Source organism: Roseburia sp. 831b (assembly GCF_001940165.2).
GTDB lineage: Bacteria > Bacillota > Clostridia > Lachnospirales > Lachnospiraceae > Roseburia.
Map to the genome: position 1 here is coordinate 963,449 of NZ_CP135162.1, position 23,027 is coordinate 986,475.

The following is a 23,027-nucleotide window of genomic DNA, read 5'->3' on the forward strand; positions in this document are numbered from 1 at the left end:
ATAGACATGACAAAAATTGATATTATATCAGGATTTTTGGGAGCTGGAAAGACAACCTTCATCAAAAAGATGATTGATGAAGTATTTCAGGGAGAAAAGATTGCCTTGATTGAAAATGAATTTGGGGAAGTCGGAATCGATGGAGGATTTTTAAAGGATTCCGGTGTTCAGATTACAGAGATGAATTCCGGTTGTATCTGCTGTTCTTTGGTAGGTGATTTTGGAAAGAACTTAAATGAAGTAATTACCAAATATCATCCAGACCGTATTATCATCGAGCCATCCGGTGTAGGAAAGCTTTCCGATGTTATGAAGTCTGTGATTGATGTTGAAAAAGAACAGGATGTCAAATTAAATGGTTTAATTACAGTTGTAAATGCATTAAAAGCCAGCAAACAGATGAAAGCATTTGGCGAATTTTTCAACAACCAGATTGAATACGCAACTACGGTTGTACTTAGCAGAAGTCAGAATGCAACACCGGAGCAGTTAGAGCTTTGTGTAAAACAGATTCAGGGATTGAATCCAAAGGCTGCAATTATTACAACTGCATGGAATCAGATTAAGGGCGAGCAGATTTTAAAAGTAATCGAAGGACAGGATTCTTTGGAAGTGAAACTGATGGCAGAGGAACATGCAAAAGAGGAGCACGAACACCATCATCATGACCATGACGAACATGAGCACCATCACGACCATGAAGAGCATGACCACGACCATCACGATCATGACGAAAACTGCACTTGCGGCTGCCATGACCACGACCATGACGAACATGAACATCACCATGACCATGAGGAGCATCATCATGACCACGAGCACCATCATGACCATGACGAGAATTGTACCTGTGGCTGCCATGACCACGATCATGACCACCATCATGCAGATGATGTATTCACAAGCTGGGGAAAAGAGACACCTCACAAGTTCACAAGAGAAAAGATTGAGGAAGTCTTAAAGACACTTAGTGAGACAGATGCATACGGAACCATCCTTCGTGCAAAAGGTATGGTAGAAGATGTCAATGGTTCCTGGATTTACTTCGATATGGTTCCAGGTGAGTACGAGTTACGTGACGGAGAGCCGGATTATACAGGAAGACTTTGCGTAATCGGTACTGATATTGAAGAGCACAGATTAGAAGAATTATTTGGAATCGCCTAAGAATTTTAGGTATAGAAAGGTATAAAAAGTATGGATGAAGTAGGAGTATATCTGTTTACCGGATTTATGGACAGCGGTAAGACATCCCTGATTAAGGATACGTTGATTGAAAACGGATTTGCAGAGCAGGGAAACAGTCTTATCATCTGTTGTGAGGACGGAGACGTAGAATACGAAAAAGAAGAACTCGATAAAATCAATACACAGATTGTTTATATTGAAAAAGAAGAAGAGTTCACCGAAGAAAAATTAAACGAGTGGAATAACGAATATCATCCAGACCAGGTTTTCATTGAGTACAATGGAACCTGGGGAATGGACACCATCTTAGAGATGAAGCTTCCAAAAGAATGGGTGATTGTGCAGTCTCTTGCAACGGTAGATGCCACCACTTTTGATATGTATCTTGGCAACATGAGAGCTATGATTTTAGAGCAGCTTTTCTCAGCTGATGTCGTGATTTTCAACCGCTGTGATGACAATACAGACAGAGGAAAATACCGTCGTACTGTAAAGGCTAACAATCGGAAAGCCCAGATTGTCTATGAGAGAAAAGATGGTACTATCGATGAAAGACCGGAAGAACTTCCGTTCGATTTAAACCAGGATGTCATTGAAATCACAGATGCCGATTATGCCATCTGGTATATGGATGCATTGGATAATCCAAAGAAATATCAAGGGAAAAAAGTAAAATTCCTTGCACTTGTCTACAATCCGGACAAGCTGAAAAAAGGTATTTTTGTTCCAGGCCGTTTTGCGATGACCTGTTGCATCGAGGATGTTACCTTTATTGGATTTAAGTGTAAATATAAAGAGGAAGATCAGATTCCACATAAATCATGGATTCATATTACCGCAGAAGTGCAGGTAGAATTTGCAAAAGAATACAAAGGAAAAGGACCGGTTCTTTATCCGGTATCCATCGAGCCGGCAGAAAAACCGGAAGATGAACTTGTATATTTTTCTTAAAAAAGAATGGCGTACCAAATGGTTCGCCATTCTTTTTGGATATGGATGCACACCCTGAATTTCAAATCATCTTTCCATAAACAACTTAATTCAAAGAAGCTGCATATTCCCCAATTTTTTTATCCATTTTTAAAATATGTACAATAAGCCAGTTCAGCAAAAAGTCAACCAGTTCTTCTAGGTAAGCCTGCTGATTGTCGTCCATCTCATCCAGATTAATCTCATTTAACTTGTCACAGAAAGAAGTGTGTGCATACTGCTGTGCAACCAATCCCGGATAGCCGATTTTCTTCATATAAGCTTCCTCGTGCTGGAAATGTTTAACGGTGTAATCTTTTAGTTTGGAAAGAACAGCCATAATAGCATCGTATTTATCGTGAAGCAAATCCGCATGAATCAAATCATTGGCTTCCTTGATGATGGCAAACAGCTGTCTGTGTTCTGTATCAATCTGTTCCACTCCGGTCAGATATTCATTGGTAAAGGAAAATGGAGACTGGAATTTCCCAATCATAATATCGCTTCCTAAAATATGACCGAACAGCCAGTGAACCAGGTAGTTTAAAAGGTCAAGCAATGCATAACGGAGCGCAGAATCTGAAAAACCGGATAAGTCGGTCTGGTTGATTCTTGCGACAAAGGCAGCATGTTCCTCTTTCTGGCGTGCTAATTCCGGGTCATGGATGCTTTCCATATAAGCCTCCTCGTTGGAAAAATGTTTGATGGTATAGTCCACTAATTTTTTTAGTACGGATGCGGATAAGGTACGCAGTTGACTGGAATCAGCTTTATCTAAAATATCCTGCAGTTCATTTACCAGTTGGAACAGCTGTCTGTGTTCCTCATCTATTTCTGGAATTCCGATCATACAATCGTCTGTAAATTGATAATGCATAAACAATGCCTCCTGTCTTTTGAAATGATGTAGGCAAATGCATAAATTAAAAAATTGCCTCTCTTTATGATAACACAAAAAGACAACGGGGGAGGGACTGATTCAGGCAAAGTTAGGGTTGAAAATGTATATTTCAAAAATTGTGTTGACAAAAACAATTTAAAGTCGTAAAGTGTTGATATAAGAAAAACCGATGAGAAAGAGTAGTAAGTAGTTCATCGAAGTTACAGAGAGTCGCAGATGGTGGAATTGCGATACGAAGAGGATTACAGAATGGACTTTTGAGGGCGGCCTGAACATACAGTAGGAGTCGCCGGGATCCAAACCCGTTATCAAGTTGGCATGTATAGTTGTACATGATAGAGTGGACATTTTGTCAAGATGAGTGGTACCGCGATAATAAGAATTTATTACCGTCTCAAGCGTTAGCTTGGGGCGGTTTTTGTTTTATAAGAAAGCAGCCTTTCTTATAAAACAAAATGTTTCGCAAAGATATGACCCAGGTTTTTCTAAAGAATAAAATGAGGTATGCCAATAGGCAGGAATGGAGGAAATTATGAAAAAGAAAATGATGGCAGTAATGATGGTATTGGCAATGGCTTCGGTATCCATGATGGGATGTGGAACAGGCGCATCAGGTGATGCAGCGGCATCAGCCAAGACAGCATCAACAGAAAATGGAAGTGCAAAAGAAGGAGACGTATATAAAGTTGGAATTGTGCAGTATGTTGACGATGCATCCTTGAATCAGATTGAAGCAGCAATCGAGGAAGAACTTGCAGCAAAGGGGGCAGAACTTGGGGTTACTTTTGATTTCGCAGATTATAAATATAATGGTCAGGCAGATTCGACTAATCTGAATCAGATTGCAACGGATTTGGTTGCAAAAGATGTGGATGTGATTATTCCAATTGCGACACCTGCAGCAATGATTATGCAAAATGCGACAGAAGATAATCAGATTCCGGTTGTATTTTCCGCAGTTTCAGATCCAGTAGGTGCAGGACTGGTAGAAAGTATGGATGCACCGGGAGCAAATATTACCGGAACATCGGATGCTCTTGACACCAATGCTATTATGGAACTGATGCTTGCAGCAAATCCAGATTTGAAGACATTAGGTTTACTTTATGATAAGAGCCAGGACGGTTCCATCGGTGCGATTGAGGATGCAAAGGCTTTTTGTGACGAACATGACATTGCTTATGTAGAAAAAACAGGAACAAATAACGGAGAGATTTCCTTAGCGGCAGATGCACTTGTGGCAGCCGGAGTAGACGCAGTCTTTACCCCAACCGACAATACCGTTATGACAGCAGAACTTGCAATCTATGAGAAATTTGTGGATGCAAAGATTCCACATTATACAGGAGCAGATTCCTTTGCATTAAACGGAGCATTCTGCGGATACGGTGTCAACTATGCAGAACTTGGAACGGCAACTGCGGATATGGTAGCAGACATTTTGGTAAATGGAGCAAAACCAGAGACAACACCGGTTAAAACCTTGGATAACGGAATTGTGACGGTCAACACAGAGACAGCCAAGGCAATTGGACTGGATTATACCATGTTTGCCGATATGGCAGAAGCACTGGTTGAGACAAAGACAGCAGAGGAATTCCAGTAAGATAAACGGAATAAAATTTAGAAATAAGGGGCGGAGAAGAAGATGGGTTCTATTTTTTCAATTACGATTATACAAAGTGCATTAGAGCTTGGATTTATATATTCCTTAGTAGCGTTAGCACTGTTTATTTCTTTTTCCATTTTAAATATTGCAGATTTATCGACAGACGGCTGTTTTACATTAGGATGTGCGGTCTGCGCAACGGTGACACTGGCAGGTCATCCAATCCTTGGCCTTTTTGCAGCGATGGGAGCGGGCATCTGTTCCGGCTTTATCACAGCCTTTTTACAGACCAAAATGGGAATTGAATCTATTTTAGCTGGTATCATTGTAAACACTGGATTGTATACCATCAATATTGCGGTGATGGGATTTGCGTCCAACATCAATCTGTTTAGCTGTGATTCAGTGTTCAGTTATGCAAAAAATCTGATTGGAGGAACCTGGTATAAGCTGATTGTCGTAGCAATTGTCGTTGTTGTGATAGGAGTTCTTCTCGCATTTTTCTTAAATACAAGGCTTGGTCTTTCGGTAAGGGCAACCGGGGATAATCCGGATATGGTAAGGGCATCGAGCATTAACACAAGTTTTATGATTACCATCGGACTTTGTGTTGCAAATGCCTTGACCGGTCTTTCCGGTGGACTTTTGGCGCAGTATCAGAAATCCTGTGATATTAACCTTGGAACCGGAATGGTAACCATTGCGTTGGCGAGTCTGATTATCGGAGAAACGATTTTTGGAAAAGGCGGCATGGTAAGACGTGTGATTGGTGTTGTGGTCGGCAGCTGCCTGTATCGTTTTATGGTGGCGGTTGCCTTATCGCTTAGTATTCCGGCAGAATGTCTAAAACTGGTTTCAGCCCTGATTGTAGCGGTGGCAATTGCACTTCCATACATAAAAAAGCAGGCGGGATTCTACAAACAGAAACGCTTAGCAAAAGAGCAGAACCATGTCTACTATGAAGAGATTGTGGCAAAACAAAATGAAGAGGGAGGAAACGCATCATGTTAATTATGAAAAATATCAGTAAAACCTTCCATCCGGGCACGGTCAATGAGAAAAAGGCATTACAGAACCTGAATTTAGAATTAAAAGATGGAGATTTTGCAACAATTATAGGAAGTAACGGAGCAGGAAAATCGACACTGTTCAACGCTATTACGGGTTCTTTTTTCGTGGATGAAGGGCTTATTTTATTGGATGGGGAAGATATTACCTACCAGAAAGAACATGTCAGAAGTAAAGTGATTGGCCACCTGTTTCAGGATCCATTAAAGGGAACGGCACCTCATATGACAATAGAAGAAAATATGGCACTTGCGTATCTTCGTTCCAAAACGGCAAAAAATGCTTATTTTAGCAGAATCAGACAAAGCGATAAAAAGATGTTCCGTGAGTATCTCGAACGCTTGCATATGGGCTTAGAGGACCGCATGAAAGAGCCGGTAGGACTGTTATCCGGAGGACAAAGACAGGCACTTACGCTTTTGATGGCGACGATGGTTACTCCAAAAATCTTACTTTTGGATGAGCATACGGCAGCACTTGACCCTGCCACGGCGCAAAAGGTATTAGCGCTGACGAAGGAAATCATATCGGATCGGAACATAAGCTGTCTGATGGTCACACACAACATGCACCAGGCATTGGAACTTGGAAACAGGACCTTAATGATGGATTCTGGAAAAATTGTGTTAGATGTATCGGGAGAAGAGCGTGAACGTATGAATGTGGATGATTTGTTAGAACAATTTTCCATCCATGCCGGGAAAAAACTGGATAATGATCGTATTTTGTTTTCAAAAGTAGAAGAATAAAAAATATTTGTCAATTTTATCAGAAAAGTCGTTGCTATTTTGCGGCTTTTCCTTTATTATGGTAAAGTGTGAGTGTATATACAAAAAGATTTAGGAGGAAGAAAATGTATCCAATCGTTAGAAGAGAAAAACTTGCAGATAAAATTTATCTGATGGATGTAAAAGCACCTCGTGTGGCAAAACATTGCCAGCCAGGTCAGTTCGTTATCGTAAAAATCGATGAGGAAGGAGAACGTATTCCATTAACCATCTGTGATTATGATAGAGAAGCAGGTACGATTACCATCGTGTTCCAGACTGTCGGAGCATCAACAGAGCGTATGGTTTCCTTACAGGAAGGGGATGCATTCCAGGATTTTGTCGGACCGTTAGGCTGTCCGTCTGATTTGATTGAAGAAGATGTGGAAGAGTTAAAGAAGAAAAAGATTGTCTTTGTTGCCGGTGGTGTAGGAACAGCTCCTGTATATCCACAGGTAAAATGGCTTCATGAACATGGCGTTGACTGTGATGTTATCATGGGTTCTAAGACAAAAGATCTTTTGATTTTAGTAGAAGAAATGAGAAAAGTTGCAACAAATTTATATGTTACAACAGATGATGGTACTTATGGATTCCATGGTATGGGAACCAACCAGTTACAGGAACTTTGGGATAAAGGTATCCGTTATGATCATTGTGTTGCAATCGGACCAATGATTATGATGAAATTTGTCTGCAAACTGACAAAAGAATTAGGAATTCCAACCGTTGTTTCCATGAACCCGATTATGGTAGATGGAACTGGTATGTGTGGAGCCTGTCGTCTTGTTGTAGGCGATGAGGTGAAGTTTGCCTGTGTAGACGGACCAGAGTTTGATGGACATAAAGTAGATTTTGATCAGGCCATGAGAAGACAGGCGCAGTATAAGACAGAGGAAGGCCGTGCAATGTTAAAATTACAGGAGGGTGATACCCATCACGGTGGATGTGGAAACTGTCAGTAAAGTTTGCGTTTTTAAATCGAAGAATATGTAAGAAAAAGGAGAATTTTCATGGACGTTTTAAATAGAGTACCAGTTCGCGAGCAGGAACCACTTGTTCGTGCAGAGAATTTTGAAGAGGTATGTTTAGGATATAATGAAGAAGAAGCAATGGCAGAGGCAGCTAGATGTTTAAACTGTAAGAATGCACAGTGTATGAAAGGCTGTCCTGTTTCCATCAATATCCCAGGTTTTATCGCAGAGGTAAAAGAGGGCAATTTTGAGGCTGCATATCAGATTATCAGCGAGTCCTCCGCACTCCCAGCAGTCTGTGGACGTGTTTGCCCACAGGAGAACCAGTGTGAGGGTAAATGTATCCGTGGAATCAAAGGAGAAGCGGTTGCAATCGGAAAATTAGAGCGTTTTGTTGCAGACTGGGCAAGAGAGCATGGAATCAAGCCAAAAAAAGCAGAGAAAATGAATGGACATAAGGTTGCTGTCATTGGTTCTGGCCCTGCCGGACTTACCTGTGCGGGTGATCTTGCAAAACTTGGCTATGATGTTACAATTTTTGAAGCATTACATGAAGCAGGTGGTGTTTTGGTATATGGTATTCCAGAATTCCGTCTTCCAAAAGATAAAGTGGTAGCTGCTGAGGTAGAGAATGTAAGATCCCTTGGTGTTAAGATTGAGACAAACGTTGTCATCGGTAAATCAACAACAATTGATCAGTTGATGGAGGAGGAAGGATTTGAGGCTGTCTTTATCGGTTCCGGTGCAGGACTTCCAAGATTTATGGGAATCCCGGGTGAACAGGCAATGGGTGTATTCTCTGCAAATGAGTTCCTGACCAGAAACAACCTGATGAAAGCATTTAAAGACGGTTATGATACACCAATTAAGGCTGGAAAGAAAGTCATTGTTGTCGGCGGTGGTAACGTTGCCATGGATGCTGCAAGAACCGCAAAGAGATTAGGAGCTGAGGTTCATATTGTATACCGTCGTGGTGAAGAAGAACTTCCGGCACGTAAGGAAGAAGTTCATCATGCAAAAGAAGAGGGTATCATCTTTGATCTTCTTCAGAATCCAACCGAGTTGTTGGTAGATGAGAATGGCTGTGTAAGAGCAGCAAAAGTAATCAAGATGGAATTAGGAGAGCCAGATGCATCCGGAAGAAGAAGTCCGGTTGAAATTCCAGGTTCTGAATATGAGATTGAGGCAGACACTGTTATCATGTCTCTTGGTACCTCTCCAAACCCATTGATTTCCTCTACCACCAAAGGACTTGAGACAAACAGAAGAAAATGTATCGTTGCAGAAGAAGAAAATGGTGCAACTTCAAAACCAGGCGTATTTGCAGGTGGTGATGCCGTAACAGGTGCTGCAACCGTTATCCTTGCAATGGGAGCCGGTAAAGCTGCTGCCAAGGGTATTCATGAATACTTAAGCAATAAATAAGAAAGACGAATGTAGTTAAATTACAAAATAGAAAAAAGATATCCGCATGATACGTGGATATCTTTTTTGTTTTAGAAATGGAAATCATTCTGAAACTTTTCTTAAAATATCATAAAAATGCAGTTACACCTGCCGAAAAAGGTTATACTATGGATAGGATAGGAGTTCAAGAGGAAAGGCGTGATCATTTCGATGGAACAGGAGAAGAAGGAAGAAGAACATCTGGTACAAAGAGTTTTGGCAAACCCGCAGTTTGGCTTAAGTTTTGAGCAGGTCAAAGAGCGTGAGGAAGTAAATGCGACAAATCAGGCGGTAGATTCTGCAACAAAATCGGTGCGTGAGATTATAAAGTCAAATGTATTTACTTACTTTAATCTTATTTTTGCAATTTTAGCGGTTCTGCTGATTGCGGTTGGCGCTTTCCGTGACCTTACTTTTTTGCCGATTATCGTGGCAAATACCTGCATCGGTATTATTCAAGAAGTCCGATCGAAAAAGGTGCTGGACGATTTGTCACTTTTGCATACACCAAAAGCAGTGGTAATCCGGGAGGGACAGAAAAAGGAGATGCCGGCAGAGCAGCTGGTTTTAGATGATATTGTACTTTTAGGGGCCGGGGATCAGATACCGGCGGATGCAACGGTATTAGAAGGTGAGGTTCAGGTAAATGAATCGTTACTGACAGGGGAAGCGGATGAGATTAAAAAGTCAAAGGACGATGGCCTTCTTTCTGGAAGCTTTGTGGTGTCTGGAAATTGCGTCGCCCGATTAGAAAAGGTAGGAGCTGACTCTTATTTATCCCAATTGACACTGCAGGCAACCAAGTCCAAAGAAGGGGAACAGTCGGAAATGATACGTTCCTTGGACAAGCTAGTAAAGGCAGTCGGAATTGTGATTATTCCAATCGGAATTACGTTGTTTGTGCAGCAATATATCTATTCTGGTGCAACGCTAAAGGAGAGTGTAACAAGTATGGTTGCGGCAGTGATTGGCATGATTCCGGAAGGACTCTATTTGCTGGCAAGCGTTGCAATGGTTGTAAGCGCAATGCGTCTGGCAAAGCAAAAGGTGTTGCTGCATGATATGAAATGCATTGAGACACTTGCAAGGGTAGATGTATTGTGCGTCGATAAAACAGGAACCATTACCGTGCCGAAGATGGAAGTGGCAGAGCTTGTCCTTCCAGATGGGCAGGAGACGAATACAGAGCGTATTACAAAAATCAGTCAGCTTATCACAGATTTTGCCGGAAATATGACGGCTGATAATGAGACCATGCGTGCCATCAAGGACTACTTTAATGGAAATGTAAAAAGAAAGGCAGACCAGATTTTTTCTTTTTCATCGGAATACAAATATAGTGCCGTGCAGTTTGAAAAGGAACGGTATGTGTTAGGAGCACCGGAATTTGTGCTGCGTGACGCTTATTTGGAATATGCGAATCAGATTGAAACATATAGCAGCCAGGGCTATCGTGTGCTGGTATTTGCAGAATATGAAGGAAAGCTGACCGGCGAACGGTTGTGTGATGCTGCAAAGCCGCTTTCTTTTCTTTTACTAAACAATGCGATTCGAAAAGGTGCCGTGGAAACGTTTTCTTATTTTGGAAAACGAGGCGTGGAGATAAAGGTTATTTCCGGGGATAATCCAAAGACGGTATCCCAGATTGCAAAAAAGGCAGGAATCGCAAAGGCAGAGCGCTATGTGGATGCGTCAACCTTAAAGTCCAAGGAGGCAATCGAGCGTGCGGCAGGTCTTTATACCGTGTTTGGCCGTGTGACACCACAGCAGAAGAGGATGCTTGTCGGAGCATTAAAGAAAAAAGGAAAAACAGTTGCGATGACGGGAGACGGTGTCAATGATGTTTTGGCATTAAAAGACGCGGACTGCAGTATTGCGATGGCATCTGGAAGTGATGCGGCGTCCCAGGTAGCGCAGCTTGTCCTTTTAGATTCTGATTTTTCCAGAATGCCTTCCGTTGTGATGGAGGGCAGACGTGTTGTAAATAATATTCAAAGAACTGCAAGCCTTTATCTGGTGAAAAATATTTTCTCGATGTTGTTAGCCGTCTTTTCGATGATTCTGATGTTAGATTATCCATTAGAACCGTCACAGGTTTCTTTGATTAGTATGTTTACCATTGGAATTCCGTCCTTTGTACTTGCCTTAGAACCAAACAAAGAGCGGATTCAGGGACATTTTTTAAGCAATGTTCTCCTAAAAGCATTGCCGGCGGGACTTACAGATTTTCTTGTGGTAAGTGGACTTGTTATTTTCTGTAGGGAGTTTGGGGTAGATAAAGATTGTGTTTCTACCTCTTGTACGATTATTGTCGCAATTGTTGGTTTTATGATTTTACACCGGATTGCGCAACCAATGACAAGAGGCCACAAAGTGTTGATGATAGGTGTGATTGCAGGCTGGCTCTTTTGTATGCTTTTCATTCGCCCTCTGTTCGCAATTCAGGGAATCTCAAAACAGTGCGCGATGTTGCTGGTACTGTTTGCAATTATTACAGAGCCACTTTTAAGATACTTATCCCTTTTGGTGGAGTACCTAAGAAAGCTTGTGTTACATGAAAGAAAAGCATTGTCTGCAAAAAAGAATGCTGGTATGTGAAAAACCTTACTTTCTGGTAAGACATTCTAATAATCTGTCATTATCTTCTGGATTCATGATACAGAAACGGATGTATTTGTTGTCTAAAAATGGGAAAGTAGAGCAGTCACGAATCATCATTTTCTCACGGATGGCGCGGTCAAACAATTCAGATGAAGTCAGGTCATCCCGTAAAATGCGGACTAAAATAAAGTTTCCATTTGGCTTGTACACTTTAAAATCTGGATTTTTTGACAGTGCATCGTACATTCTGTCGCGCTCGGAGGAAATGAGCTTTCTTGTCTTGTTGATGTAGTCTTGATCCATAAACATGGTTTCACCGGCAACAACGGCAAGAGAGTTGATGGTCCATGGATTTTTTCTGGTGTTGATGGACTTGATCAAATCACGGTTTCCGGTGATGGCATAGCCAAGACGAAGTCCAGGTGCCGCAAAAAACTTGGAAGTACCGCGCAGGATAACAATGTTATTGTAATAGTTTGTGAGCGGTACGGCAGAGATTTCATCCATGTTGTCTGCAAATTCAACGTATGTCTCATCGACCATGACATAGATGTCGTGCTCTTTACAGGCATCTAAAATCTGTCGCATTTGTTTTCTCTTAATACAGGAGGATGTCGGGTTGTTTGGGTTGCAGATGACAAGAAGGTCAATGCTTTCATTTAAGTGTGTCAGAAAATCATCGACATCAAGCGCAAAGTCATCTTTTTCTTTTAACGGATAGTAAAGTGTCGTTCCACCACCGAGTGCAATTTCACGTTCATATTCCGAATAGGTTGGTCCAATTACCATTGCTTTCTTAGGGTGTTCAATCTGGATGAATAAGGAAATCAATTCTGTGGAACCGTTTCCGACGATTACATTCTCAACGTCAGTGCCACAGTAAGAGGCAATACATTTGCGAAGAGAGACATATTCGCGGTCCGGGTAGCTTGTGATAGCATCGATTTTTTCTGCAAGTGTAGTGCGCAAAAGAGGTGAGACACCTAAGGGATTCACATTAGCAGAAAAACTGACAATCTCTTCCTTTTTAATTCCATAAATTTCTTCTATTTTCTCTAGGTCACTTCCGTGAAAATGGTCTTTGTGTTTTATCATTGATAACTCCTCCAATTTAGTTTATAATCTATTATAGTCATTGTGAATAAAAAAGCAATAATAGTTTGGCAGAAAAGCAGGTGTCATTTTGCGTAAACGGATACAACAGTTAGCGAACGGACAATTCGAATACGCGGAGCCTATTCTTTCACTTTCGACAGACAAGGTTGTAATAGAGGTATTAGAGGGAAGAGATTTTACCGGTGATTTTGTAATCACAAGTCAGAATCATGTTAAAATACGTGGAATGGTCTATTCCTCGAATCCGAGGATGGAGTGCCTGACACCTCAGTTTGAAGGTGAGGAAGTAAGGATTCGTTATCAATTTCATAGTGAAGGTTTGATGGAAGGTGATATTCAAAAAGGTGAATTTTTCATTATTTGCAATCAGGGAGAATATAACCTTTCTTTTGTTGCGTCCATTTCTAAGCTATATGCGACAACCTCGGTGGGTGAGATACGTTCTTTGGACGATTTCGTGATGCTGGCGAAAGAAAGCTGGGACGAAGCATACCGGCTTTTCTATTCGAACTACTTTTGTAATTTGATAAAACCGAAGGAGAGCGCACAGGCACTTCTTTATGAGGGACTTGGAAAAGGTGTGGCATCCAGTCAGAATCTGGAAGAATTTCTGATTGGAATTCACAAGAAGAAAAAAATAAATTTTTCCCTAAACCCTGGCAGAACTTCCTTTTATGAGGTAACAGAATCGAGAAAAGAACGGATTGAGGTTCGGAAAGACCAGTGGGGATATGTTTCCATCAAGGTTTCGAGTGACGCTCCTTTTTTAATTCCGGACAAAGAACATTTATCAAATGACGACTTCTTTGGAAGCGTGTGTCCATTTGAGTATTATATCCGGGAAGAGGCACTACACGATGGTAAAAATTATGGCAGACTTACGTTTGAGAATGCATATCAAAAGGAAAGTGTGGAAATCTGTGTCAGCAGGCAAGAGGAGAAGGAACCGGAATTAAAAAGTGTACACAGACAGGTAAAGGAGGCAAAGCTTGTGCTTATGCAGCTTTATCTTTCCTATCGTTTCAAGCAGATTGTGACCGGTACATGGGCGACAGGGTCGGTGGAACTTTTGAATCATCTGATGGCGTTACAGCCGGAAAATCCAATGTACGAGCTGATGAAGGCACAGGCACTTTTGATTAATAAACAGACACAGGAGGCAAGCTGGATTTTAGAACGGTTCAAAAGAGAGTATGAATTCCGCGATACACCGGTGTATGGCTATTATCTGTACCTTTGCACGCTGGCAGAGAGGGAAGAATCCTATGTGAATCGTCTGACGAATGAGATTGAGTCTATTTTCCGAAAACATCCGAAAAGTGATTTGCTGTTCTGGATTTTGCTGTTTTTAAAGGACGGGTATTACAACAACAATGCGAGGAAACTCCGTGCCATTTCAGAATGGATGGCAGATGGACGGGTATCTCCATATTTTTATATAGAGGCATATTATTTTATCTGGCAGGAGCCATATTTGCTGCACAGTTTAGATGAGTTTGAAATCCGCTTATTAACCTGGGCAAAAAGATATGTAAAGATGACAAAAGATGTGGCTCGCCAGGTGATTGCCTTAGCGGAAAAAAAGCGCGAATATGACGAGAGACTGGTTACACTTTTGATTTCCTGCTATCAGGTTTTAGAGGATGATGAGAGTCTTTTTGCAATATGCAGTTATCTGATAAAAGGGAATTGCTACAAGGAGATGTACCATAAGTGGTACCGTGCCGGTATAGAGGAAAATTTACGCATTACTGGGTTGTATGAGGCGTATTTGATGTCGATGGAACAAAGAGGTGTCACGGAACTGCCATCCATTTTGAAGCGATATTTTCAGTACCGGTGCAATCTTCCTTACCAGTATCAGGCAGTGTTGTATGTGAATATTATTGCCGGAAAAGAAAGACAGCCGGATGTCTACTGGAATTATCGTAAGGTGATGGAACATTTTGCGATGGAACAGATTGAACTGGGACACATCGACGATAATCTGGCAGTTATCTATGAAGAAATGATTGGAACAGGGGTCTTAAACGAAGAATTAGCATCCTGCCTTTCCAAGATTCTTTTTACACATAAAATTACCTGTTTTGACGAACGTGCCAAAAGAGTTATTATCTATCAGAAACCGCTTAAGGAGCCACAGATTGTCACGTTGAATAAAGGCGTTGCATATTTTGCACTTTATTCGAATGAATATGTGATTCTTTTAGAGGACGCCAATCAGAACCGTTATGGAATGAGTTTTTCCTATCAGTTAGAGCGGTTGATGAAGGCGAGTGCCTATATTCGAAAATGTTTTGAATTAGCACCAGGGGAGCTCCCGTATCTGATTTACCATCTTGAAAATCATGCGGTGTACCAGCAGATTTCCAACGAGGACTGGTTGTATTTTGGCTTCCTGCTTGAACATAACGCAGTGCGGGAAGAATATAAGCAAAAAATTGGTTCCAAGATGGTTGCTCTTTGCCAGAACGACGATTGTAGTTATAACGAAGCACTAGAAACTTATATCCAAAGAGCAGATTATGAAAAACTTTTGCCAGAGGAAAGAAATCAGATTTTGTTACTTTTGATTAAGATGCGCCGTTATGGAGAAGTGTATGAACGGATGCAGCAGTATGGCTATGAACAGATGGATGCGTCGGCACGCGTTGCGGTTTGCAGTTATGAGATTACCGAATTAGAATACGAGGAGGATGATTTCCTGCTCACGCTGGTGGCAGATACTTATCAAAAGGGAAAATTCAATGATATCATGATGATTTATCTTTCGAAGTACTACAATGGACCGACGAAGCAGATGGAGCGCCTTTATCTGGATGCCTGCGAATTTGAGATTGACACGTTTGATTTGGAGGAGCGCATTTTAACGCAGATGCTCTACACGGCAGGTTACATAGAAAATGCTGCAAAAATATTTGACGCATATGAGGCGGCAGGCGGTAGTGAACTGGTATGCATGGCATATTTGAGTTATTTTTCCTATCAGTATTTTGTAAAAGGAATGGTAATTCCCGACAATGTTTTCCCGCAGATAGAACAGCGGCTAAGAAGAGAGGATGAGGTGACGGCAGCATGCCGTCTGGCATTGCTGCTGCATTATTCAGAAATTACCTTAACGGGAGAACAATCTGGTTATGCAGAACAACTATTGTCTGAATTTATGAAAAAGAATATGTTGTTTGCATTTTATAAAAAATTCGACCAAAGGGTCATTCAAAAATACCAGTTATATGATAAGGTGATTTTTGAATACCGGAGCAAACCAAAGCGGCGTGTTACGATTCATTTTCGGATGGAGGACAGTAAAAACCAATTTACAACAGAGCCAATAAAAGAAGTCTATGAAGGCATTTATGTAAAGGAATTTATTGTATTCTTTGGGGAGCATCTTCAGTATTATGTGACAGAGGAATGGGATGGAAAAAGCGAAATCACCGAGAGCGGCACGATTGTAAATAAGGATATCATGTCAGAAAAGACGCACGGACGGTATCATATGCTAAATGAAATGATGATGCTAGAGGCGTTTGGCGATGATGAAAAACTTTTGAAACAGATGCAGGAATATCAACAGATGGACAGAATGACGGAAACATTCTTTACATTATTGTAAGACGTCTTGATGTGAAAAGAAAGGAGGATAGGCATGGCAGACAGCAAAAGAGCGTATGATATTGGAATCGATTTCAGCCAGGACGTGGCAATGATTAGTTACTGGAGAGAAGGCGAGGAAGAGCCGGTCACAATGAGTACGGTTGCAGGAAGCGAGGCCTATCAGATTCCAATACTCCTGGCAAAAAAAAGAGGGATTGGACAATGGTTTTTCGGGGATGAAGCAAAAAATGTGGTGGGCTTGGACACCAGTTTGTGCGTGGACAATCTTTTGTTACGGGCAAAACGCAGGGAGAAGGTTTTAATTGAAGACATGGAGTATGATGCGTTGGATTTGTTTGCGCTGTTTGTACAAAAAGTGATGCAGCTTCCAGGAAAACTTGGAAATCCAATGATACCGGACAGGCTTGTGATTGTCTTAAAAGAGGTGGAGGAGGAGACGGTCTCTTTATTTTTATCCATTCTGCCACAGCTTGGAATGAAACAAAGTCAGCTGCTTGTGATTGACCAGAAGGAAAGTTTTTATTATTTTGCCTTTCATCAAAGAAAGGAGTTATGGTTTCATGATGTCTGCCTGTTCGACTGTGAACAGGGAAAAATCAAAACCTATTATGCGACGAGAAACCAAAAGACAGATCCGCAGATGATTGAAATCACAGAGGATGAGATGTTATTTTCAGATTCTGATAAGGATGGACAGTTTTATCATTATGCGCTTGGCCTTTTTCAAAAAAAGATGATATCAAGTGTCTACCTGATAGGGGACGGATTTGATGGAAACTGGATGAAACAGTCACTTGCTTTTTTGTGTAAGGGAAGAAGGGTTTTCCTTGGAAAAAATCTGTACTCAAAGGGCGCCTGTTACGCAGCGATTTGCAAGCAGCAGGAGACAGACTGGCCGTTTGTCTATATGGGCGATAATGAGATGAAGGTGAATGTCAGCCTTAAGGTAAGAGATGGCGGCGAAACTAGATTTTTCACCCTCATTACGGCAGGCGAAAACTGGTATGAGACAAACGGAAGCTGCGAAGTAATTCTGGATGGAACAAAAGAGATTCAGTTTTGGTTACAGCTTCCAAACAGCAGAGAGGCTAAAATAGAGACATTAGAACTTTCCGATTTGCCCAAAAGGCCAAATAAAACGACGAGGCTTCGCATTTTTGCAAAACCGTTATCCGATGAAACAGTGAGCATCCGTATTACAGACCTGGGATTTGGGGACTGGTTTGAAAGCTCACAAAAGACGTGGGGATATACAATGACATTGTAAGATAAAGGGGAAACATATGGGAGAATTATTATTATGTAAAAGCCAGATAGCGGAACATCCTTTTTATATCGAAAGCGGTGCCTGTAACGTTTATTCCATGGAAGAATTGTGCTATTTCATGGAACAATACACGTACCTTTTAGACAATGACTTTATGAGCGCAGCATTGTGTAACTGGATTGAACAGGAACAAGGGTTAGAGGCGCTTGCAAATAAACTGCGCATGATTCGAACAGAAAATGGCAGTTTAGAGGATTTTGTGTTTGCAATTGAACAGGAAGTCTCCTATGCGTCACCGCAGGTTTTAGCAGAGATGAAGCAGGAATTCTTACGGTTTGAGGAAAAGCCGGATTTAGAACGCAAAAAGCTTCGGATTGATCAGATGGTTCAAAAGAAAAAATATTGTGCCGCTATCGAGGCATATCATCAGTTGCTTCTCTCGCAGGAGGAATTAGACGGGATACTCCTTGGAAGTATCTGGCACAACTTAGGAACAGCGTATGCGAGAATGTTTTTGTTTCAGGAAGCATCCCTTTGTTATCGGACTGCGTACGAATGGAATCAGAAGGAAATATCCAAAAAAGAATACCTGCTGTCGGTCTGGTGTATGCAGAGTGAGCCGCGATTTAAGCAGGCAACGCAGGCATACTGTATGAGCCAGGAAGAAGAAAATGAGCTGTTAAGGCAGATTGCAATCGTAAAGCAAGAGGATGAAATCCTAAACTTCAAACAGCAGTTAGAAGCACTATTTCAGCTAAAAAAGCAAGGCAGGATGCAGGCGTTTGAACAGGACTATTCGGAAATGATAGCCAAATGGAAAAGTGAGTACAGAAGAATCTGCAAGAAATAAAAGGGGAAGAACATGTTATTTTTTAAAAAGAGAAGAAAAAAACAAACAGAAGAAACCTTCGAGGAACTTGAAAGCGAAGGCACCGAAAAGAAAGCAACAGCGAAAAAAAGCATCGAACATATTGCCATTGAAAACTGCGAGCAATTGATAGAACTTTCCGGGGAACTTGAGGATGCCAAAAATGAATACCGCGTGATAACGTCTTATTTAGGAGATGTTGAATTGTTGGAAAATCTCCCACCGGATGAGGCGAAGATGGTTGCAGATATTGCGCAGAATGTGGTACAGCTTAATAACGCACGGGATGAGTTTTTGCAGACATCCAAGAAGATTTCAGATGCACATTTCATCCAGATGCAGCAGGAGGAGGCAAATATGCCGGCTGCAATCAAAAGATTACAGTCGAATGAACTTTACCAGATGACGGTAAAACGTGATATGACTTACTTAGAAGGCAAAAAACATCAGTGGGCATATCACAAAGAGGAGATGATCCGCCAGAAGAAAATTATGAAAAATGCGGCATACGCACTTCTTGGTGTCTTTGTGATTGCGGCGATTGTTCTAACTACACTTACAGTTGGATTTGACGCAGATACAAAGGTTGCGTGGACGATTTTGCTGTTTGCTGCAACTGTCTGCGGTATCTACATTTTTTATAAAATGCAGGATGCTGCTTTTGAAATCAAACAGTCGGATGTCAACATCAACGGTGCAATTACACTGTTAAATAAAGTGAAAATCAAATATGTCAATATCACAAACGCCGTAGACTATGCGTGTGAGAAATTTCATGTAAAAAATGCCTACGAATTAAATTACGTGTGGGAACAGTACATGGAAACGGTAAAGGAAAAAGAAAAATATGAAAGAACCAATGAGGATTTGGAATATTTCAACGGAAGACTGATTCGTGTACTAGAACAGTACCATCTGTATGATTCTAAAGTATGGGTGGCACAGGCAAATGCCCTGACGGATAAAAAAGAGATGGTGGAAGTAAAACACGAACTTTTAGTGAGAAGACAAAACGCACGTGACCAGATTGCATTTTACTTAAAAGAAATGAAAAAGGAACGCAGGGACGTGAAACGCATGATGAAAAAAATGGGTTCCCATACGGAAAAAGTACAGGAAATCCTAGATGCGATAGATCGTATGAGCGGGTTAGAAAAGTAGTGTCTTAAGATGCACCTTTTTTGAAATGTTTCATACGTTATGGTGTAGGAACATCAAGGGAGGGAAAGAGCATGAGAAATTGCATGATGCAGGATTCCATGGAAACGTCTTGCCGAGAAAATAGCAGGGAAAACGTTTCCGGTAAATCCGTTGCGATGGCATACGTTCCGTGGCAATATTTTCAGAATGTATATGAACCGGAAAAAGCGCTAGAGGTTGGAACAATTTTTCCAGAGTTAGATAAACCGTTTCTTGGAACAGACCAGGTATTTCGTTCAAGAAGGGGGATGATGCATTGATGAATTACAATTGTCAGACACTCAATCAGGGACAGCTGCTGCATTATATCAATGTGGTAAGCTTCGCTGCGTTAGACGCTGCACTTTATCTGGATACGCATCCAAAGGATGAGGCTGCGCTTTCGTATTTTAACCAGTATGAGGATTTAAGACGCACTGCACTGAAAACTTATGCAGAACATTTTGGACCACTTACCTTAGATACAACAAATCCGGACTGTAACTGGAGCTGGGGAGAACAGCCATTGCCATGGGAAGGAGGTTGTATGTAATGTGGAATTATGAGAAGCGTTTACAGTATCCAATTAATATTACGAGACCGAATGCGAAGATTGCACAGATTGTGATTAGTCAATATGGCGGTCTGTATTGCAATAACAGATAATATAAAAATTCCTACAACACTAGCTTTAAATGAAAATCAAGGCTGGTGTTTTTTCTGTCAAAGACAATGCATTCAACAACGCTTCTAATAGCGTTCGCCTTTTCCTCATTCTCTGCCTTTTCATCCTTCAATACATTTAATGCATCAGTTATGTTTTTAAACATCATTTGGTCGAGTTCGCTAGTGTCATATTTCTTTTTGACATTCAATTTATCAAGTTCTTGCTGTAATTTTTTACGCTCATTTTCGATTCTTTTTTTATTTTCCTTATATTCTTCCAGGGAATCAATTTCGTTAATGTAGGCGTCTTTTGCCCGTTTTTCCTTTGTATCTAGTTTTTTTAATTTTCGCTCAATATCAATAGTTTTCGAGTCGGATAAATCAACGTGATTTATTATCTCATATTGAAGTTTATCTTGGTGAAGCAGATTGTCAAGGCCTTCAATTACGAATTTTTCAATAAGATTTACCCTGATATAATGAGATTCGTCGCACTGTCCTTTTGCATAGCTCCAGCAGTTATAACCAGGCACTCCATTTCGATTTTGAAACGCAAGTGACTTTCCACACCTTGAGCACCTCATGATACTCATTAGCCAATGATTTGCGTAGGCTGAATCACGTTTTGATTTTCTGCCAGTATTTGCGTTTCGAAGCCGTGTTGCTTCAACTTTTGCTGCCATTTTTTTATAATCATCATATGACCATAGTGGTTCCCAATTTCCATCGGAGTAAATGACTTCGGAAGGGTCTTTTAAACGTCTGCCCCTTTCTGAAAGATTCCATCTGTTCTTTCCAGCATAAAATGGATTTACTAAAATATATATAACTCCGCGCGCATCAAATAAATTTCCACGCTTCGTTTTATAACCGCAGGCATTTAAATACTGTGCAATGGACCTAGGAGATTTATTATCCTCAAGGAACATCTTTCGACATGTGAGAGGAATGATTGCGGTCTCCGTGTCGATAACAGGTGGCTGCTTTGAACCTACTGATTTATATCCCACAGGAGCAGGGGCTTGGTAATTTCCACGTAAAGCATTTTCGGACATTCCTCTCATGACTTCGCCGGAAAGACGAATAGAGTAGTACTCATCCATCCACTCAATGATTCTTTCGATGAGCGAACCAAAAGGACCGTCGACAAGTGGCTCTGAAATTGAAATTACATCGACATTATTCTTTTTCAATAGAGATTTATAAACGATTGACTCCTCTTGATTTCTTGCAAAACGTGAAAACTTCCACACAAGGATTACATCGACCGGATGATCCTTGGATTTTGCAAGACCAATCATCTTCTGAAACTCCGGTCTTTTATCCGCATGTCGACCGGAGATACCATTTTCGATAAATATATATTGCATTGGCACGTCAATGTTGTTTGCCTTAGCATAATCAATCAGTAAACGCTTTTGCGCATCAGGAGAGAGTTCCTCCTGTTTATCAGTCGAGACACGAATATAAATTGCGCCAATTTTAGAATTTAATATTAAAGATTCTTTTCCCATACTATCCCTCTATTATCAATTATTTTGCATTGATTTTCTGAATTAAGGCTTCTTGGAGCACTTGTGAGAAGTTTAATCCAAGAGCAATGGCTTCCTCATTCAGCCATTCCGGAATACTAAGAGTTTTTTTCACAGCTTTAGAGTTTGTACGTTTTTTATACGCGAGCATATCAAACTCAATAACAACACAATATTCGTTTTCATTTAAAGTAATCTGGCTTAATTCAGATGCAGTCGGAATTTCTTGTTTTTCCTGTTCACGGCTGGTGAGAGCGAGACCCAAAGCATCGACAGCCATTTTATAAGCTTCCTGCATATCGTCTCCCTGTGTCATACATTCAGGCAAATCCGGAAAAGTAATCCAAAAACCTCCTTCTTCTGCTACATGGAAAATTGCCGGGTAAAATAATTTATTCATAGAAAACCTCCTATTTTTAGGGGCTGGGTTATTTCAACCCAGCCTGTTTCAATATTGCCTGCTCCATACCTTTTTTCAGGTCTTTGCAGTGATAAGGAACGATTACAGTATTCCCAGTCTGTGAATTAAACATTTTTACATGTGAACCATTCTGACTGATGACTTTGAAACCGTTTTTCTTGAGATGTGCAATCATCTCTTTTGACGTCATTGGCATCTTTTGTAGCTCCTTTCCTTATCTGACTTCATTATAATACGTAAGTATACGTATGTCAATGGAAAATATGTATAATTACGTATAAATATATAAAAAGAGTCCTGGAATTTTATCCAAGACTCTTTTCGTATCGTAATTATTTCATTTTTTCAACTTCACCCGTGGAAACCGTAATTTGATATTCGTCGAGTTCAGTTCCAGTAAACAAATTTTTTGCATCCTTTTCTTCATTTGTTACATAGTCATAAACAGTGACGTATAACAAATCATCTGATATAGCATTTATACGTGTGGTCGTATTAAATTTTTTGTTAATAATGGCATGAATTTCAGCATTATCGGAAAAAAGTGTTTGATAATATTCAACCGCATATTCTGTCACATCACAAGCGGTATCGGTCGTGGCTAAACGCCAGTTCCCGGTCACATCATTAGGAACTTCGTCGTTAAATACGAATGTACTGTCGGCAATCTTATAAGTGCCGTTTTTAATTTCTCCGGTTTCATCACTAGAGTTTGAACCGCATCCGGATAGTGCAATGGTCAAAATGGTAACAAATAATAACAAAATCTTTTTCATAACGTCATTTCCTTTCGTAAAAAAATTTTTTATGTGTTTAAATAAAAATTATAACATATAA

Annotated in this window: 20 protein-coding genes, 1 pseudogene and 1 other annotated feature; of the genes and pseudogenes, 15 read left to right on the forward strand and 6 right to left on the reverse strand. The window is 40.7% G+C overall.

Annotation, left to right across the window (positions count from 1 at the left end; translation table 11 throughout):
* Positions 1-6: 6 nt before the first annotated feature.
* A complete protein-coding gene (locus BIV16_RS04285; RefSeq protein ID WP_075679190.1) occupies positions 7-1,167 on the forward strand; it encodes a CobW family GTP-binding protein in 1,161 nt (386 codons plus the stop codon).
* 30 nt (positions 1,168-1,197) lie between these two features.
* A complete protein-coding gene (locus BIV16_RS04290) occupies positions 1,198-2,139 on the forward strand; it encodes a TIGR03943 family putative permease subunit (protein WP_075679189.1) in 942 nt (313 codons plus the stop codon).
* A gap of 85 nt (positions 2,140-2,224) precedes the next feature.
* On the opposite strand, the gene BIV16_RS04295 is transcribed toward BIV16_RS04290, so the two are convergent.
* A complete protein-coding gene (locus tag BIV16_RS04295) occupies positions 2,225-3,034 on the reverse strand; it encodes a bacteriohemerythrin (protein WP_075679188.1) in 810 nt (269 codons plus the stop codon).
* Between the two features lie 184 nt (positions 3,035-3,218).
* Positions 3,219-3,458, forward strand: a binding site (T-box leader).
* A 132-nt stretch (positions 3,459-3,590) separates the two neighbouring features.
* Between BIV16_RS04295 and BIV16_RS04300 the strand changes: the two genes are divergently transcribed.
* The 6 genes from BIV16_RS04300 to BIV16_RS04325 all read left to right on the forward strand — a co-directional run bounded on the left by BIV16_RS04300 (position 3,591) and on the right by BIV16_RS04325 (position 11,520).
* Positions 3,591-4,664: an ABC transporter substrate-binding protein gene (locus tag BIV16_RS04300; protein WP_075679187.1), complete on the forward strand. Its 1,074-nt coding sequence runs from the start codon at positions 3,591-3,593 to the stop codon at positions 4,662-4,664.
* 42 nt (positions 4,665-4,706) lie between these two features.
* The gene (locus BIV16_RS04305; protein WP_075679186.1) at positions 4,707-5,678 is read left to right on the forward strand and encodes an ABC transporter permease; all 972 of its coding nucleotides are present in this window, start codon (positions 4,707-4,709) and stop codon (positions 5,676-5,678) included.
* Complete coding sequence (locus BIV16_RS04310; RefSeq protein WP_075679185.1) at positions 5,672-6,484, forward strand: ABC transporter ATP-binding protein; 813 nt, start codon at positions 5,672-5,674, stop codon at positions 6,482-6,484. Before BIV16_RS04305 ends, BIV16_RS04310 begins: the two co-directional genes overlap by 7 nt.
* 104 nt (positions 6,485-6,588) lie before the next feature.
* Entirely contained in the window at positions 6,589-7,467 is an 879-nt protein-coding gene (locus tag BIV16_RS04315; RefSeq protein ID WP_075679184.1) for a sulfide/dihydroorotate dehydrogenase-like FAD/NAD-binding protein, read from the forward strand.
* Positions 7,468-7,515: 48 nt separating this feature from the next.
* A complete protein-coding gene (gltA, locus tag BIV16_RS04320; RefSeq protein WP_075679183.1) occupies positions 7,516-8,901 on the forward strand; it encodes an NADPH-dependent glutamate synthase in 1,386 nt (461 codons plus the stop codon).
* Positions 8,902-9,093: 192 nt separating this feature from the next.
* A complete protein-coding gene (locus BIV16_RS04325; protein WP_075679728.1) occupies positions 9,094-11,520 on the forward strand; it encodes a cation-translocating P-type ATPase in 2,427 nt (808 codons plus the stop codon).
* Between the two features lie 6 nt (positions 11,521-11,526).
* Here the strand turns inward: BIV16_RS04325 and BIV16_RS04330 are convergent, their stop codons facing one another.
* Entirely contained in the window at positions 11,527-12,618 is a 1,092-nt protein-coding gene (locus BIV16_RS04330; RefSeq protein ID WP_075679182.1) for a pyridoxal phosphate-dependent aminotransferase, read from the reverse strand.
* An 88-nt stretch (positions 12,619-12,706) separates the two neighbouring features.
* Between BIV16_RS04330 and BIV16_RS04335 the strand changes: the two genes are divergently transcribed.
* The 7 genes and pseudogenes from BIV16_RS04335 to BIV16_RS04365 form a co-directional block, all read left to right on the forward strand.
* A complete protein-coding gene (locus tag BIV16_RS04335; RefSeq protein ID WP_083625023.1) occupies positions 12,707-16,255 on the forward strand; it encodes a DUF5717 family protein in 3,549 nt (1,182 codons plus the stop codon).
* A 33-nt stretch (positions 16,256-16,288) separates the two neighbouring features.
* Positions 16,289-17,524, forward strand: coding sequence for a DUF5716 family protein (locus tag BIV16_RS04340; protein ID WP_075679181.1), 1,236 nt, complete (start codon positions 16,289-16,291; stop codon positions 17,522-17,524).
* 16 nt (positions 17,525-17,540) lie between these two features.
* Complete coding sequence (locus tag BIV16_RS04345; RefSeq protein WP_075679180.1) at positions 17,541-18,374, forward strand: hypothetical protein; 834 nt, start codon at positions 17,541-17,543, stop codon at positions 18,372-18,374.
* A gap of 12 nt (positions 18,375-18,386) precedes the next feature.
* Positions 18,387-19,553, forward strand: a complete 1,167-nt coding sequence (locus BIV16_RS04350; protein ID WP_075679179.1) for a hypothetical protein — start codon at positions 18,387-18,389, stop codon at positions 19,551-19,553.
* A gap of 71 nt (positions 19,554-19,624) precedes the next feature.
* On the forward strand, positions 19,625-19,852 hold the full coding sequence (locus tag BIV16_RS04355; RefSeq protein ID WP_075679178.1) for a spore coat associated protein CotJA: 228 nt from the start codon (positions 19,625-19,627) through the stop codon (positions 19,850-19,852).
* Positions 19,852-20,124: a spore coat protein CotJB gene (locus BIV16_RS04360; protein ID WP_075679177.1), complete on the forward strand. Its 273-nt coding sequence runs from the start codon at positions 19,852-19,854 to the stop codon at positions 20,122-20,124. The genes BIV16_RS04355 and BIV16_RS04360 overlap by 1 nt, the downstream gene beginning before the upstream one ends.
* Positions 20,124-20,216, forward strand: a pseudogene (locus BIV16_RS04365) (manganese catalase family protein); the annotation flags it as partial. The gene BIV16_RS04360 and the pseudogene BIV16_RS04365, both read left to right, overlap by 1 nt.
* A 32-nt stretch (positions 20,217-20,248) precedes the next feature.
* On the opposite strand, the gene BIV16_RS04370 reads toward BIV16_RS04365, so the two are convergent.
* From BIV16_RS04370 to BIV16_RS04385, 4 genes are all read right to left on the reverse strand, one after another.
* Positions 20,249-21,751, reverse strand: coding sequence for a recombinase family protein (locus BIV16_RS04370; RefSeq protein WP_075679175.1), 1,503 nt, complete (start codon positions 21,749-21,751; stop codon positions 20,249-20,251).
* Positions 21,752-21,770: 19 nt separating this feature from the next.
* Positions 21,771-22,169 (reverse strand): type II toxin-antitoxin system HicB family antitoxin, encoded by a 399-nt coding sequence (locus BIV16_RS04375; RefSeq protein ID WP_075679174.1) that lies wholly within the window; start codon positions 22,167-22,169, stop codon positions 21,771-21,773.
* Between the two features lie 28 nt (positions 22,170-22,197).
* On the reverse strand, positions 22,198-22,386 hold the full coding sequence (locus BIV16_RS04380) for a type II toxin-antitoxin system HicA family toxin (RefSeq protein ID WP_075679173.1): 189 nt from the start codon (positions 22,384-22,386) through the stop codon (positions 22,198-22,200).
* A 136-nt stretch (positions 22,387-22,522) separates the two neighbouring features.
* Positions 22,523-22,966, reverse strand: a complete 444-nt coding sequence (locus BIV16_RS04385; RefSeq protein ID WP_075679172.1) for a hypothetical protein — start codon at positions 22,964-22,966, stop codon at positions 22,523-22,525.
* Positions 22,967-23,027: the final 61 nt, after the last annotated feature.